This window comes from Stenotrophomonas sp. STEN029, from assembly GCF_056760015.1.
This window is the reverse complement of the sequence record NZ_JBRREC010000034.1, coordinates 1-14428: the sequence shown is the minus strand read 5'-3', so window position 1 is coordinate 14428 and position 14428 is coordinate 1. Positions and strand designations below refer to the sequence as shown.

Genomic DNA, 14428 nt, shown 5'->3' with positions numbered 1-14428 from the left:
CCTCAGGTTTCGGTCGGGCGAGTCTGCCTGAGGAAGTGACCGGTCACCAGCCATGCCCCCAACCAACCCAGGATCGTGGTGCCAACCAGCACCATGCCCGAATGCAGCAGATCCAGGCCATGCAACATGAAAGGACTGCCGTAGCTCTGCGACAGGTTGGCCAATGGCGCGCGCAGGGCCAGCCCGCACACGCCGATCAGGCCCAAGGCGAGCGCACCAGCACCCAGCCCGTACCACGCGCCCAGATAGACGAACGGGCGGCGGATGAAACCGTCGCTGGCACCCAGCAACTGCAGCACACCGATTTCCTCGCGCCGTGCCTGGATGTCCAGGCGCACGGTATTGCCGACCACCAGCGCTGCACCCAGGCCCAGCAGCACCGACAACACCTGCACCAGGCGTGCGCCGAAGTTCAGCCAGCCATCCAGGCGCTGCCGCCAGAGTGCATCGTGCTGGACCAGGTCCGCCTGCGGCAGGCTTTCCAGCGACTTGGCCAGCGCTGCGTCGGCACCATCGGCCGGAGTAACAACCAGCAGCGTTGGCAACGGGTTTTCACCCAGCGCATCGATGGCCTCGCCCAGACCAGCGTTCTCACGCAGCTCGGCCAGGCCTTCATCCGGCGTACGCAACTGCACCTGCGCAACATCGGCACGGGCGCGCAGGGTCTTGGCCAGTTCCTGTGCGGCGGCGCCATCGACATCGGTCTTCAGGAACAGGTTGATATCGCGCGACTGCTGCACGCTGCCGGAGAAATGCTTGAGGTTGTCCAGGCCGATCGACAGCCCCAACGGCAGGGCCAGGGCCAATGCCATCACCGCCACCGTCAGCGCGGTTGCCCACGGCCTGCGCAGGGCGCGGCCAAGGCTGAACACCACGCTGTGCAGATGGTGGTTGATCCAGGTGGCCAGCCGCGACGGTGCCGCCGTGCTGGTGTTCGTTGCGGACTTCTCGCTGCTGTTGCTGCTAGTCATTCGGCCAGGTCCTGCGGCGAGATGTCATCGACCAGACGGCCGTGGTCGAGGATCAACACACGCTTGCGCATCTGCTTGAGCAGGGCCAGGTCATGACTGACCACCAGCACGCTGGTGCCGCGCGACGGCAGCTCGGCAAACAAGGTCATGATTTCCGCGGCCAAGGTCGGGTCGAGGTTGCCGGTGGGCTCGTCGGCCACCAGCAGCTTGGGCTCGGCGACAATCGCGCGAGCGATGCCGACGCGCTGCTGCTCACCGGCCGACAGTTCGCTGGGCAGCGCCTTCTCGCGATGGCCAAGACCCATCCGCTCCAGCACCGAGCGCACCCGCTTGCCGGTATCGGCACGGCGGTCGCCGCGCAGGATCAGCGGCAGGGCAACGTTCTCGCCGATGCTGCGGTCGACCAGCAGGCGATGGTCCTGGTAGACCGCGCCGACTTCGCGCCGATGCAGGGCAACCTTGCCGCCGCGCACCTTGAGCAGGTTGCGCTCGCCAAAGATCACCGCGCCACGACTGGGCCGCTCGCTGAGATGGATCAGCTTGAGCAAGGTGCTCTTGCCGGCACCGGAGTGCCCGGTAACGAACAGCATCTCGCCGGCCGCCACCTCAAAGCTGACATCCAGCAGCGCCTGATGGCCACCGGCATACTGTTTGCTGACATTGTCAAAACGCAGGACGCTCATCGTGCTGATTATGCAGGAGCGCGGGCGGACTGCGGGGGATGCCGGTCACGTGACGTGGGTTACCTGTAGTGCCGAGCCATGCTCGGCAGGGGCTATCCCAACCATGCTGCAGGAGCGGCATAAGCCGCGGAGCCGGGATTGCATCAACCGGCAAAAAGCTTACCCCTCCCCAACCCTCCCCTTTGCTGCGCAAAAGGGAGGGAGCTGTTGTGCCGAGCCATGCTCGGCATGGGGCTTTACCGGTAATGCCGCTGCCGGGCATGGCTCGGCACTACCGTTTTGATCTTGCTGCTAGAGCCTCTGCCGAGCATGGCTCGGCACTACAGGCTCGCGGCGATCAGCTGCCCGACAGCATCCGGCGGATCTTGCGGCCCAGGCGGGTCAGGAACGAGTCGCTGTCGTTGCCAGCACGCATCGGCTTGGCCTGTACCTGCACCGGGCCGTTGGTGTTGACCACTGCCGGTGTTGCACCTTCGGCACCCTCAACCGGGCGACCGTGGCGACGGCGGCGACGCTTGCGCGGTGCGCGCTCGCCTTCCACTGCCGGGCTGTTGGCCGCATTCGGCGCACCTTCAGCGACCGGACGCGGCGGCTTGGATGTGCCTTCGGCATTGGCCGGGGCGCCTTCGACGCGCGGCTTGCGCGGGCCACGCGGCTTGCCGTCGGCGCTGCGCTCGCCGCGGCGTTCACCGGGCTTGCCACCGCTGCGACCACCGCCACGACGGGCTTCGTCAGCGGCCTTCTGCTCGCGGGCTTCGCGGAAGATGGCACCCACGCTCTCCCCTTCTTCGCCTTCCGGCAGCGGCGCGCGCTCGGGACGCGGCAGCGCGGTCATCAGTTCGGCGGTAACCGACTCGACCGGAATCTTCTGCTCGATGTAGGCCTCGATGTCCGGCAGGCTCATCGCATAGCGCTCGCAGGCGAAGCTGATCGCATCACCTTCTTCGCCCAGGCGCGCGGTACGGCCGATGCGGTGCACGTAGTCTTCGGCGTCGAACGGCAGGTCGTAGTTGTAGACGTACTTGATGCCGTCGATGTGCAGGCCGCGTGCGGCCACATCGGTGGCCACCAGGATTTCCAGCTGGCCCTTCTGGAAGCGGTTGAGCAGGCTCTCACGCTTTTTCTGCGGCACGTCACCGGACAGCACGCCAACACGGTAACCGGCCTTTTCCAGAGCGCGTGCAACACGCTCGACGAATACCTTGGTGTTGACGAACACCATGGTGCGCGCGCCTTCACTGCGCGACAGCAGGCCGATCAGCAGCGGCAGCTTTTCTTCGTCGGCCGGGAAGTAGATACGCTGGCGGACGCGGTCGGCGGTGATGCTTTCGGTCTCCACCACCAGCTTCTGCGGCTCGTTCATGTGCTCATAGGCCAACTCCAGCACGCGGTGGCTGAGGGTGGCGCTGAACAGCAGGGTCTGGCGCGTGGTGCGCTCCGGCATGCGCCGCAGCAGGAAGCGGATGTCCTTGATGAAGCCCAGATCGAACATGCGGTCGGCTTCGTCCAGCACGCAGATTTCGCAGGCGTGCAGCGAAACCACCTTGTGCTGCTTGACGTAGTCGATCAGGCGGCCGGGGGTGGCGATGATCACGTCCACGCCCTGCTGCAGCAGCTCGCGCTGCTTGTCATAGTCCACGCCACCGTAGACCAGCGCGAAGCGCAGGCCGGTGTCGGCGGCGAACTTCATCGCGTCCTTGTGGATCTGGATGGCCAGCTCGCGGGTCGGTGCCAGGATCAGCGCGCGCGGATCTTCCGGCTTGCGGTCGGCCAGCGCCGGACGGGTCAGCAGGCGGTTGGCGACGGCGACCAGGAAGGCCAGCGTCTTGCCGGTACCGGTCTGGGCCTGGCCGGCAACGTCGCCGCCCGGCAAAGCCACCGGCAGGGTCAGCGCCTGAATGGGGGTGCAGCGGGTGAAACCCGCGCCTTCAAGTCCCGCCAGCAAGGCCGGCTGCAGCTCGAAGGAGGAAAATGTCACGTCGGTTAGCGGTTTGTCGCTCATTGATTTCGTCTTTGTAGTGCCAGCCGGTCAGTGTGGCCGGGCAGCTTGCATCGATTCGGGCACCGTCGCACACTGCGGCCCCTGCGCCGGGTCGCGCGACACCTGGGCCCTGCCCACTGTCCGCGCAATGCCCCAGTTTACCGCAATGCGACCGCCAACCCGGCATGGGCAGTCGCATTGCACCAGGAGACTCCAAGTGAGCGATAAGGTTTTACACGTCGGCGACGCCGACTTCGACAGCGCCGTCCTGCAATCGAGCGAACCGGTCCTGGTGGATTTCTGGGCTGAATGGTGCGGCCCGTGCAAGATGATTTCCCCGGTCCTGGACGAACTGGCTGATGCCTATGACGGCAAGCTGAAGATCGCCAAGGTCAATGTGGACGAGAACCGCGCCACCGCGATCAAGTACCACGTGCGCTCGATCCCGATGCTGCTGTTGTTCAAGGATGGCCAGATCCAGGCCACCCAGATCGGCGCAGTAGGCAAGGGCCAGCTGAGCCAGATGATCGACAAGGCGCTGGTCTGATCCAGCATGGTCCGGCGGCCCCGTGCCGCCGGCCACCGGGCCAGCCTGACCGCGGCCCAACAGGGTTTTGCAGGCGCTTGCACCGCCGCGCATGGCGGTGTTAGTGTCGCTACATCCGGCAGCATTCGCGTGCCGCACCCTCTGGACGGGTTCTCGTCCGGACCATCCCAACCAATTCGCAGCCCCGCAGGGCGCTCGCACATCCAAGCGAGAGGAATCAAGCACTTGTCCGAGAACACTCCTTCCGAAACCGGGAGCACCGACGCTCCTGTCGAGAAGCGCGTGCGCAAGCCGCGTGTTGCCAAAGCCGTTGAAAGCGCCGACAGCGGTGCTTCTGCCCCCGCCCAGCCGGCTCTTCCGTTGCCTGCCGCCCCGGCCGCCCCGGCTCCGGTAGCTGTGGCTCCGGCACCTGCCCCGGTTGCTGCGCCTCCCGCGCCCGCCGCGGCGGCGTCCAGCAATGAAGGCCAGGCCCCGGCAGCAAGCTCCGGCGACAACAACACCTCACAGGGTGGCCAGGACAACGGCGAAGGCAACAACAACCAGCAGCGCTATGGCCAGCAGAATCAGCAGGGCCAAGGTCAGGGCAACCGCCGCGACCGTTTCCGCAACCGTCGCGACCGTGACCGCAATCGTCAGCGTGACGACAACGGCATGGGCAACGACGGCGGCAACGACAATTTTGTCCCACGCCAGATGCCGAGCGTGCCGGAAGGTTTCCCGGTCTATTCGCTCAGCGACCTGAAGCGGATGCCGGCACAGAAGCTGCTGGAAATCGCCGAACAGCTGCAGATCTCCGAAGGCGTGGCCCGTGCCCGCAAGCAGGACGTGATCTTCGCCCTGCTCAAGGTGCTGACCCGCCACGGCGACGGCGTCGCCGCCGACGGCGTGCTGGAAATCCTGCCGGACGGCTTCGGCTTCCTGCGTGCAGCCGAAGCCAGCTACCTGGCCGGCCCGGACGACACCTATATCTCGCCCAGCCAGATCCGCCGCTTCAACCTGCGCACCGGCGACCACCTGTCGGGCCGCATCCGCTTCCCGAAGGACGGCGAGCGCTACTTCGCGCTGTCGATCGTGGACACCATCAACGGTGAGCCGATCGAAGCCTCGAAGAACAAGGTGCTGTTCGAAAACCTGACCCCGCTGTTCCCGCGCAAGCGCTTCACGCTTGAGCGCGGCAACGGCTCCTCGGAAGACATCACCGGTCGCATCCTCGACCTGATGGCACCGCAGGGCAAGGGCCAGCGCGCGCTGATCGTTTCGCCACCGAAGGCCGGCAAGACGATGATGATGCAGCAGATCGCCACCGCCATCACCACCAACCATCCGGAAGTGCACATGATCGTGCTGCTGGTGGATGAGCGCCCGGAAGAAGTGACCGAAATGCAGCGCACCGTGCGCGGCGAAGTGGTCTCCTCGACCTTCGACGAACCCGCCGCGCGCCACGTGCAGGTCGCCGAAATGGTGATCGAGCGTGCCAAGCGCCTGGTCGAGCACAAGAAGGACGTGGTGATCCTGCTCGACTCGATCACCCGTCTGGCCCGCGCCTACAACAACGTCGTACCGAGCTCCGGCAAGGTCCTGACCGGTGGTGTGGACGCCAACGCCCTGCACCGCCCGAAGCGTTTCTTCGGTGCTGCACGTAACGTTGAAGAAGGCGGCTCGCTGACCATCATCGCCACCGCGCTGGTTGAAACCGGCTCGAAGATGGACGAAGTGATCTACGAAGAATTCAAGGGCACCGGCAACAGCGAAGTGCACTTGAACCGCCGCATCACCGAGAAGCGCGTCTACCCGGCCATCGACATCAACCGTTCCGGCACCCGCCGCGAAGACCTGTTGATCGAACCGGAGCTGCTGCAGAAGATCTGGATCCTGCGCAAGCTGCTGCACCCGATGGACGAAATCGCCGCGATGGAGTTCTTGCTCGACAAGATGAAGAACACCAAGTCCAACGACGAGTTCTTCGGTTCGATGAAGCGCTGATTCCGGTTGCAATTGGCTGCAGGCAAAAACCCCGCTTTCGCGGGGTTTTTGCTTGGCGATGATTGGACGGACGGTACCTGCTTCGCAGCTTCCGCCGCACCTGTAGAGCCGAGCCATGCTCGGCTGGGGCATTACCGGTAGCGCCGCTGCCGAGCATGGCTTGGCACTACCTCCGCATCAGGGATCAGCTGCCCTGCAGTGGCGTCAGCAGGCGCGGACCGTTGTTGTCCACCAGGTTTACGCTGCCATCGACCAGTGCATCCGGCGCAAAGCCCAGCGGATCGCTGTCGTCCCGCCATGGGGCACGCTCACGTGGGCCAGGGACGTAACTTACCCACCGCGCCGGACCCTGGCCTTCGGCAGCCGCATCGCCCAAGGAAAACCCAACCGGCACGCGTACGTTCCAGAACGCCTGCCCAGCCTCGGCGCCCTGCGTTGGAACGCGGAAGGTCCACTGCCTGGCAGCGGCAATCGCGCTCTTTGCAAGCACCTCGCGTCCAAGCCGCTGTTCGGACTCCCCGCTGAGGAAAGTGAGGTTCACCTGCTCGGCGAAAACGTCCTCGACCTTGCCATCCCGGCCAACCTTGAGCAGCAGATAGACGCTACCGGACACGCCTGCACGGAACGCCTGTACCGGGTAACGCGGTGGCGTCATCTCGATGCGTGCGATGCTCTCCGGGTCGTCACCGTCAAGGCGTGAGAAATTGATGCCACGCAGGCTGATTTCATAACGTCCAAGGTCCAGCTTACGGGCTATGACGCGCAGACTCATCGGGGCCAGTGCACGTACCGCCACACCATTCCTGACAACCGGCTCGAACTTCCATTTCAAGCCCGCGTCACGCACCAGCTTGACCACGGACGGAGGTAGCTCATCCTGCTTCTCCACCCGCAGCGCAGATACCGAACCATCCGTTTCTATCGTGACGTCACCACTGACCACCATGCTGCTTTCGATCCGCTCGCGCACCGAACTGACACCGCCACTGCCAGCGGCGGCCACCACCGGCATCCCCATCACCAGCACCGCACCTACTGCCACTGCTGCAAGCATGTGTCGCATCGCACCTCTCCCTGTGTCCGGAATGCGGATTAGAGCGCAGCCGAAGTTGCGCTACAAGCATCAAGCCAAGCGCAGCGCCGCTGGATAAGGCGGCGTGTCGGGGTAGCGTCCTTCACGGAAGCCGGCCTGCAATCCCTGCCACCATTTCGGCTCGAACAACTCCGCGTGCTTTTCACGTACCACGTCCAACAAGACAGCAGGCAAGCCCATGAACAGGGCGAAGCGCTCCGGGAAGACATCGTTAGGGGCAACGTGGAACCACGGCTCGGCCGCCATCGCCTCCTCCTCGCTGCGCGGCCGTGGCCATGCGCGGAAAGTGCACTCGGTCACCAGGCACAGTTCGTCATAGTCGTAGAACACCGCGCGACCATGCCGCGACACGCCGAAGTTCTTCAACAACATGTCACCGGGGAAGATGTTGTTGCAGGCCATGTCGCGGATCGCCTGCGCGTAGTCGAGCGCAGCAGCGCGCGCCGCCTCGGCTCCCTGCTCGCGCAGGTAGAGATTCAAAGGCCGGAAACGTCGCTGCACGTAGCACAACGCGATCTCGACCTCGTCGCCATCGACGCGGACACTCTGGCTGCACTCCTGCACAAGTTCCTGCAGCAGCGCGGGCGCGAACCGTTGCAGGGGGAAGCGCAGGTAGCGATAAGGCTGGGCATCCAGCAAGCGCCCGATGCGATCCAGATTGAAGACCAAGGCGTACTTGTTTTCAACATCCTGCCGACTCATCGTCTTCGGCCACGCAAACCGATCACGTATCAATTTGAACACCAGCGGGTAGCTGGGCAGGGTGAATACCGTCATCACCATACCGGGCGTGCCATCCGCGTGCACCAGCTGCTCGTTGTCGTGCTGCTGGAAGTGACTGAAGAAGGTGCGGTAACGCTCGGTCTTGCCCTGTTTGGCCCGGCCCAGCACCGTGTAGATCTCATCCACCGGTTTGCCCGGCAGGATACTGCGCAGGAACACCACTGCATCGGCCACGGTAGGCAGGTCGGCCTGGAAGTAGCTGCGTGAGACGCCGAACAGATGCGCCACATCGCGGCGGCGGCTCAGCACCGCCTCCGCACGAATCCCGTTTTCATCGTTGACCAGCGCAATCACACACGGCGAAAACCTGTGCTCGCCGAACACGCGCCCGACGAGATAGGCACGTCGCTCGCGGTAGAACACGGTCTGCAACAACTCGATCGCGCGGACCGGATACGGCCCCCAATGGGCTAGGTCATCTTGCAGCCGCACCGCGATGGCCGCTGCACAACGTAGCTGGTGCGCGTACGGCAGGTCGAACGCATAGTCCGCCAACAAACGTGAGAACGCTTCGGCCGGACGCGCCTCGGACACCGCATAGACATGCCGCGCGACCGGGTGGGTGATGGCGTCGGAGGGTTCGATGTCCAGCGCCATGAACTCGATGCTGTCATCCACGCCATGGGTAGCAAACAGACGCCGGGTGAGCGTGTTGTAGAAGGTCTTGTAGAGCTCGCCGTCGATGCGACCCTCGATCAACCCGGCGAAATCCTGTTTGACCTGCCGCCACAGCATCTGCAACTCGCTACTGCCCTGCAGCAGCTGATCCAGCTGGGTGCGGCACTGCGCGACACAGACGTCATACAGCTCGATGCGCTCCACTGCATCGGCTTTGGCAGCGGTCCAGTCTCGGCGCTGGAAGCGCTCGCGTGCGCGCCGGCTGATCTGGGCGAAGTCGCGGTGGTAATCCTCGAAGCCCTGCGCGATGCAGCTGGCGATGCTGGCGGCCAACGCGCTGTCTGTAGCCGACTCGGTCATGACGGCATGACCTGACGTTGCCGAGGTGCTGGGTCGATGCAGGTACGGGGCAATCGCATGCGGGAGAACACCGGGGAGTTGCGCTGACCATACGCTACTGGTTGCTGTTCGGGGCAGGCCTGGGCGTGGAGTTGTTCGTGGATTGGGGGGTTTCGCGCCAGGAGCACCCCTCCCCAACCCTCCCCTTTGCTACGCAAAAGGGAGGGGGTGGATCGCGGCCATCTGCAGGTTGCGTGCGAGCGCAAGCTCCGCTCCTCCCCTGCGCATAGCGCCGGGGAGGGCTGGGACGGGGGCTCTAGCTCTAGCTCTGGCTCTAGCTCTGGCTCTAGCTCTAGCTTTGGCTTTGGCTTTGGCCTTGCCTTTTGATTTAGCCCTTCTCCCGCCCGCGGGAGAAGGGTTGGGATGAGGGGAGCTTTGGCTTTGGCTTTGGCTCCAATGCAGCCGCAGCCAGTGCCGCCCTCACTCCCCGGACAATTCCGCCTGGATCTTGCGCCCGCACTCGCGCGCACTCCACAGCACATGCCCGATCACGCTGCGCTGGCCGCAAGCGGCCATCAGCAGCAGCGAGCCGCGGGGCAACTGGATCGATTGCATCAGTACCTTGCCCTCGCTGGCCTCCAGCATCAGCACGTCCATCGTCCCCAGCGCCAGCTCGCGGCCAACCGCCGAAGCCAGGGCCAGCATGGCGCTGGTCATGGCAGCCAGGCGTTCGCCACTGGAGGTCTCGGTGGCCGCCTGGGCCAGGACAAAACCGTCGATGCTGGCAACCACCGCGGCACGCACGCCGTCCACTGAACTGGTGAACTCCTGCAGCCGCTGGTCTATCACGGCGACTTCCCAGTCCTCCAGCAATGCAATCGCCTTGGCCTCAGTCATGGGCACCCACCAGGGCAGCGGCTTCGACTTCACCCATCAGCACATCCATCAACAGCATCACCGCATCCTCCGAGCGTGCATCGAACGGCACCAGTGGCAACGGCCGGCCGGCGGTCTTCTGTGCCTGCAGCAGGCAGGCATCGAGGTCCACGTCCGGCACAAGATCGAATTTGGATACACCAATGACCGCCGGAACCGTCCCGGCGTGCTCGCGCAGTGCCAGCAGGTAACGCTCCATTTCCTGCGCCACGTCAGGACTGGAGGCGTCAGCCAGGATCACCACGCCACGCGCGCCTTGCAGCAGCACCGGCCAGATGAAGGAGAACCGCTCCTGCCCAGGTGTGCCGTACAGGCGCAGCCGATCGCCATTGGGGAGACTCACGTCGGCATAGTCCATCGCCACCGTGGTTACCAGCTTGGAGGAACTGGCGTCGGTATTGAGCACGTCGGTATCAATGACGGTGCCGCCCGCTACAGCACGCACCAGCGTCGACTTCCCTGCCCCCATGGCGCCCAGAATCACTACCTTGTGTTCGATCATGCATGGGTCCCTGTACGGTGACGGACGCTGCGCCACATCCGTGCCAGCAGGGCGCTGGCACCAAGCTTGGCCGGCGCCGGCGACGGCGCAGCTGTGGGCTCTGGCAGCTGCACCGTGGCATAGCCACACAGGTAGGCCGAGCGCATGAAGGCGCGCGTTGCGTTGCTGTCCAGTTCCAGCAGCTCGGTGCATTCGGCCAGGGTGCAGGGCTTCTTCAGCAGCAGCGAGCACAGCCTGAAACCATCGTGTTGATGGGCGAGCACACGGAAGTCCGGCCAACGCAGCAGGCTCACCCGCGCGTTCTGTTGCAGGCGTCGATCAAAATCGGTCCAGTTGTCGCCGTACTGCGCCATCTGCCACAGCAGCGGCCGCAGCGGTTGCCGCGACAGGTTCTCCGCCAAGGCCTGGAAGCGCGCCAACGACAGTTCCTGCAGCGCCAACAGCTCGAATACGTCACCCAGTTGCTGGGCAAGGCTGGGACCCTGCACTGGATGCACGTAGAGCGGCACCATCTGGTCGTGTTCGAAATCAATCAGCAGCTGTGGTTGGCCCTGCAACGACAGCACCGCACGGCCCTGCTTCTCCTGCAGGCGCTGCCGCAACAGACGGGTAACCTGCTTGGCACCGCTGGCCAGATACAGACCATCGGTGGTTGTCGGCGTGGGCGGCGGTGCCAGCGCGTGCTGGATCTGCGCCCGATCCAGATGCAGTTCGCCGCTACTGCGGCCATCGTGCACGGCGCCGGCATCATCGTGCAGCCATAAGCGCATCGCCGGCCGCTTGCTGGCCATGTGTTGGGCAGCGCTGCGCAACGCCGGGGTATCGCGGACCAGGAGCAGGTCGCACTGGTCCAGATCGACACAGCGTTGCAGACCCTCCGGCGGTAGCCCCGCAATCTCCCTCAATCGCCCGAGGAGCGTCTGCTCCTCCCGGGTGTCCGAGCCCACTACCAGCACCCTGGTCATGCCCTCTTCCCCTTTTGACGCGCTCGCGTCATGCGATTCCCTGCGTGTCGAATCAGGCTATTCCAGATGCTGCATGTGAAAGGGTGATTGGTCCCACATTTCGATTTTTCAGTGACGCTTTCGGCACACGACCTTGGTCGTATCTACACGCGGTCATCACGCGAAAACAAGAAAGCCTGCGTCCTTCACGGACACAGGCTTTCAATGTGTAACAGCAGCTACATCACGCCGCCATTGCTCTTACGTTGATCAGCCCTTGAGGCTGGCGATCGCGGCATTGAGGGTGGCACTCGGACGCATTGCCGGGCCAGCCTTGGACAGGTCCGGACGGTAGTAACCGCCGATGTCCACGGCCTTGCCCTGCACCGCCGCCAGCTCGTCGACGATCTTCTGCTCGTTGCTGGTCAGCACTTCGGCCAGCGGTGCGAACTTTGCCTTCAACGCGGCATCGTCGTTCTGCTCGGCCAGCGCCTGCGCCCAGTACATGGCCAGGTAGAAATGGCTACCACGGTTGTCGATGCCACCCAGCTTGCGCGACGGCGACTTGTCGTTGTCCAGGAACTTGCCGTTGGCAGCATCCAACGCATTGGCGAGCACGGTGGCGCCCTTGTTGTCGTAACGCTGGCCCAGGTGCTCCAGCGATGCGGCCAGGGCCAGGAACTCACCCAGCGAATCCCAACGCAGGTAATCCTCTTCGACGAACTGCTGCACGTGCTTCGGCGCCGAGCCGCCAGCACCGGTTTCGAACAGGCCGCCACCGGCCATCAGCGGCACGATCGACAGCATCTTGGCGCTGGTGCCCAGCTCCAGGATCGGGAACAGGTCGGTGAGGTAATCACGCAGCACGTTGCCGGTCACCGAGATGGTGTCCTCGCCCTTGCGGATGCGCTCCAGCGACACGGCGGTGGCTTCTTCCGGCGACAGGATGCGGATGTCCAGGCCGCTGGTGTCGTGGTCCTTCAGGTACTTCTCGACCTTGGCGATCACCTGCGCATCGTGGGCGCGCTTGGCGTCCAGCCAGAACAGCGCCGGGGTGTTGCTCAGGCGGGCACGGCTGACGGCCAGCTTCACCCAGTCCTGGATCGGCGCGTCCTTGGTCTGGCACATGCGCCAGATGTCACCGGCTTCGACGGCGTGTTCGAACACCACGTTGCCGGCCTCGTCGGTGACCTTGACCACGCCATCGGCAGCGATCTGGAAGGTCTTGTCGTGCGAGCCGTATTCCTCGGCCTTCTGTGCCATCAGGCCGACGTTCGGTACCGAGCCCATGGTCGCCGGGTTGAACGCGCCATGCGCCTTGCAGTCGTCGATAACGGCCTGGTACACGCCGGCATAGCAACGGTCGGGGATGACCGCCTTGGTGTCCTGCAGCTTGCCTTCGGCGTTCCACATCTTGCCGGAGTCACGGATCATCGCCGGCATCGAGGCGTCGACGATCACGTCCGACGGCACATGCAGGTTGGTGATGCCCTTGTCCGAGTTGACCATGGCCACGGCCGGACGCTTGGCGTACTCGGCGGCGATGTCGGCCTTGATTGCGGTCTGCTCGGCTTCCGGCAGCTGCGACAGGCGCGCGTACAGGTCGCCGATACCGTTGTTGGAATCGAAACCAATCTGCGCAAGGCTGGCAGCGTGCTTGCTCAGCACGTCCTTGTAGAACTCGTCGACCACGACACCGAACATGATCGGGTCGGAGACCTTCATCATCGTCGCCTTCAGGTGCAGCGAGAACAGCACGCCCTGCTCCTTGGCATCGGCAATCTGTGCATCAACAAACGCCGCCAGCGCCTTGCGGTTCATCACCGAGGCGTCGACGATTTCGCCGGCCTTGACTGCGGTCTTGGCCTTCAGCACGACGGTGTTGCCGTCGTTCTGTACCAGCTCGATCTTCAGGCTGCCGGCGTTGGCGACGGTGGCCGACTTTTCGCTGCCGTAGAAATCACCGCCGTCCATGTGCGCGACGTGCGACTTGGAGTCGGCAGTCCAGGCGCCCATGCGGTGCGGGTGCTTGCGGGCGTAGTTCTTCACCGACAGCGGTGCGCGGCGATCGGAGTTGCCTTCGCGCAGCACCGGGTTGACCGCACTGCCCTTGATCTTGTCGTAGCGCGCCTGGATGTCACGCGACACGTCGTCGGTCGGCGCATCCGGGTAATTCGGCAGGATGAAACCCTGCTCCTGCAGTTCCTTGATCGCGGCCTTGAGCTGCGGCACCGAGGCCGACACGTTCGGCAGCTTGATGATGTTGGCTTCCGGCTTGGTCGCCAGCTCGCCCAGTTCGGCCAGATCATCGCTGATCTTCTGCTCGTCCTTCAGGAAATCCGGGAACTGCGACAGGATGCGGCCGGACAGCGAGATGTCGCGAGTTTCGACGGCAATGCCGGCGGTCGCGGTAAAGGCATCGACGATGGGCAGCAGCGACTGCGTGGCCAGGAACGGAGCTTCGTCGGTGAGCGTGTAGATGATCTTCGGCGTATTCGACATGGGGGCAAAAACTCTCTTGCTGACGGATGCGGTGCGTGGAACGGCAGCGGCGATTGGGCAGGCGCACGACCATCCAGTGGGCCGGCGCGCAAACCCCATCCGGCTGCCGGATTGGGAAACCCTTGTATTGTCGCGTTTTCGACCGGGCCGGGCAAAGCAAACCCATACGCAAAGGTAGGGAGTGGCGGGCCTGTTGCAGGGCAAGCCCGCGCAGGCCTTGTGCCGTCTTGCTCATGTCGCTCACGGCAGTGGTGGTCTCACCTGCAACCACCCGCGCCATACATGGGACAGGTGCACACAGTGCGCAAACCGCGGCTCAATGCAGCGGCACGGTGCTATCTGTGGGAGCGGCGTCAGCCGCGAAGCTGAGGATCCCCACACCCCTTCATCTGATGATCTCCCTGCTTCGCGGCTGACGCCGTTGCTACAGGTATACCGCCGGTTCGAACGTTGCGATTTCGAGCATTTGAGTGGCTCGGAACCCGCTGTCTGGCTCTGACATCGGCTGATTCTTGTGGGAGCGGCGTCAGCCGCGAAGCTGAGGAT

11 protein-coding genes are annotated in these 14428 nt (G+C 64.3%); 2 read left to right on the top strand and 9 right to left on the bottom strand.

The annotated features are described in order from the left end of the window. Positions 1-2: 2 nt before the first annotated feature. The 3 genes from ftsX to rhlB all read right to left on the bottom strand — a co-directional run bounded on the left by ftsX (position 3) and on the right by rhlB (position 3656). Entirely contained in the window at positions 3-971 is a 969-nt protein-coding gene (gene ftsX / locus ACVOLI_RS09555) for a permease-like cell division protein FtsX (protein ID WP_481534414.1), read from the bottom strand. Further along, a complete protein-coding gene (gene ftsE / locus ACVOLI_RS09550; protein ID WP_481534413.1) occupies positions 968-1654 on the bottom strand; it encodes a cell division ATP-binding protein FtsE in 687 nt (228 codons plus the stop codon). The genes ftsX and ftsE overlap by 4 nt, the downstream gene beginning before the upstream one ends. A 337-nt stretch (positions 1655-1991) precedes the next feature. Next, positions 1992-3656 (bottom strand): ATP-dependent RNA helicase RhlB, encoded by a 1665-nt coding sequence (gene rhlB / locus ACVOLI_RS09545; protein ID WP_481534412.1) that lies wholly within the window; start codon positions 3654-3656, stop codon positions 1992-1994. 196 nt (positions 3657-3852) lie between these two features. Between rhlB and trxA the strand changes: the two genes are divergently transcribed. Both trxA and rho read left to right on the top strand, forming a co-directional pair. Then, complete coding sequence (gene trxA / locus ACVOLI_RS09540) at positions 3853-4182, top strand: thioredoxin TrxA (protein ID WP_057628040.1); 330 nt, start codon at positions 3853-3855, stop codon at positions 4180-4182. 225 nt (positions 4183-4407) lie between these two features. Then, positions 4408-6165 carry a transcription termination factor Rho gene (gene rho, locus ACVOLI_RS09535; protein WP_481534411.1) on the top strand — a complete coding sequence of 586 codons (1758 nt, stop codon included), beginning with the start codon at positions 4408-4410 and terminating at the stop codon, positions 6163-6165. Between the two features lie 184 nt (positions 6166-6349). Here the strand turns inward: rho and ACVOLI_RS09530 are convergent, their stop codons facing one another. From ACVOLI_RS09530 to ACVOLI_RS09505, 6 genes are all read right to left on the bottom strand, one after another. Beyond that, positions 6350-7228: an energy transducer TonB gene (locus ACVOLI_RS09530; RefSeq protein ID WP_481534410.1), complete on the bottom strand. Its 879-nt coding sequence runs from the start codon at positions 7226-7228 to the stop codon at positions 6350-6352. A 60-nt stretch (positions 7229-7288) separates the two neighbouring features. Then, the gene (gene aceK / locus ACVOLI_RS09525) at positions 7289-9019 is read right to left on the bottom strand and encodes a bifunctional isocitrate dehydrogenase kinase/phosphatase (protein WP_481534409.1); all 1731 of its coding nucleotides are present in this window, start codon (positions 9017-9019) and stop codon (positions 7289-7291) included. A 459-nt stretch (positions 9020-9478) separates the two neighbouring features. Beyond that, complete coding sequence (locus tag ACVOLI_RS09520; RefSeq protein WP_282272047.1) at positions 9479-9895, bottom strand: roadblock/LC7 domain-containing protein; 417 nt, start codon at positions 9893-9895, stop codon at positions 9479-9481. Continuing rightward, entirely contained in the window at positions 9888-10436 is a 549-nt protein-coding gene (locus ACVOLI_RS09515) for a GTP-binding protein (RefSeq protein ID WP_282272045.1), read from the bottom strand. Before ACVOLI_RS09515 ends, ACVOLI_RS09520 begins: the two co-directional genes overlap by 8 nt. After that, complete coding sequence (locus ACVOLI_RS09510; RefSeq protein ID WP_481534408.1) at positions 10433-11401, bottom strand: hypothetical protein; 969 nt, start codon at positions 11399-11401, stop codon at positions 10433-10435. Before ACVOLI_RS09510 ends, ACVOLI_RS09515 begins: the two co-directional genes overlap by 4 nt. A gap of 249 nt (positions 11402-11650) precedes the next feature. Further along, entirely contained in the window at positions 11651-13882 is a 2232-nt protein-coding gene (locus ACVOLI_RS09505; protein ID WP_481534407.1) for an NADP-dependent isocitrate dehydrogenase, read from the bottom strand. Between the last annotated feature and the right edge of the window lie 546 nt (positions 13883-14428).